Origin of the sequence: Stenotrophomonas pictorum JCM 9942 (genome assembly GCF_001310775.1) — a bacterium.
Lineage (GTDB): Bacteria > Pseudomonadota > Gammaproteobacteria > Xanthomonadales > Xanthomonadaceae > Stenotrophomonas > Stenotrophomonas pictorum.
The window spans coordinates 1-1419 of the sequence record NZ_BAZI01000541.1; the positions used below are offsets into that span (position 1 = coordinate 1).

Below are 1419 nucleotides of genomic sequence, written 5' to 3' on the forward strand. Positions count from 1 at the left end.
GTCGCCTGCTCGCGCGCGATGCGCTCGGTCTCTGCGGCGAGCAGTTCCGGATGCAGGTCGAACTGGTCGGACAACAGCAGCGTGCGCGCCGCTTCGGTGACTTCGATCCGTTCGGCCTGCAGCAGCTCGCCGTCGCGGAACAGCTCGATGTAGCTGTCGAGCACACCGGACAGTGTGCCCTGCGCGGTATCCGGCGCGGCCAGCACCAGCTGCAGGCCCAGCGAGCGCAGGTAGCCGGTGATCGCGCGCGCGTTCTGGGCGTCGATCTTGTCGCCGAACTCGTCCAGCAGGATCAATCCCAGCCCGCCGGGCTGGGCCTCGCTCTTGCCGTAGGCCGCCGCCAGGGCGGCGCCGGCGATCACGTACAGCGGCGCCCGATGCTCACCCCCGGAGCCCGAGCGCATGCGCTCGCTCAGGCTGCCGATCACACGGTCCTCCTGGCGGATCTGTACCTCGAAGCGGAAGAAGCGGCGATAGTCGTCCAGCGGCGAATTGGCCACATGTGCCGCGGCCTTGTCCTCGACCAGCGCGCGGAACGCCTCGGGCACCTGCCCGGCACTTTCAAACAGGGTGTCCTCGCCGCCGATATCGGCGGCCCGCTGGATGAAGCGATGCAACTCGCGGAACTCCGGCACCACTTCGTAGTGGAACTGGTAGCGCTCGTTGTTGGAGAACGCCGGACTGCTGCGCAGGGTGCGGTTGAGGGTGGCGATCTGGGTCTTGAGCCGGGTGAAGTTGTCATACAGCGTGGAGGCCACGCCGGTGCGGAAGGTGTCCACCGCCGTGGCGTAGGCCTGCTGCGCCTCGGCTTCGTACTGCACCAGTTCGGTGTCGCGCAGCTGGGTGAGCTCACGCTGCAGCAGGCCGCGCGCAGGCCGCCAGGCGCTGGCATCGAACTCCAGCTCCAGCGCGTGATCGCGCGCGTACTGCGCCAGTCCGCTCCAGGCCTCGGGCAGCAGCCGTGCCAGTTGCGTATCGCTGTCCCTGGCGCGCTCCTCGCACCGGCGGGCCCGCTCTTCCAGCGACGGATACTTCTCGTCCAGCTCCTCGCGCTGCCGCTCGACCCGGTTCGGGTCTACGTCCGGATCAGCGAAGGCGTCCACCGCGCGACGCACCACCAGCTCCTCCTGCTGGCGCAGGCCCTCCAGCAAGCCGCGGGTGCGCTCCAGCTGCGACGCCGCCACCGCTTCCTTGCCGACCAGCGCATCGGCGCGCTGTTCACATTGGCCCAGTTGCGCGGTCAGCTCCCGCAACTGCTCGGACAGATGCAGCAGATCCGGGTCGAGCGCGGCACGCCGGGTTTCCTGCGCACTGCGGTAGCGCTCGGCGACCTGACGGTGCTCCAGCACGCGCTCGTGCAGGGCCTGCGCCACCGCGTCGGCATCGGCCAAGCGCGCCAGCCCGCGCTGGCAGTCATCG

Annotated in this window: 1 protein-coding gene; it reads right to left on the bottom strand. The window is 69.6% G+C overall.

Features of this window, described 5'->3' with window-relative positions; all coding sequences use genetic code 11:
- A partial coding sequence (locus JCM9942_RS15845; protein WP_304941162.1) for an SbcC/MukB-like Walker B domain-containing protein occupies positions 1–1391 on the bottom strand: 1391 nt, incomplete at its 3' end.
- Between the last annotated feature and the right edge of the window lie 28 nt (positions 1392–1419).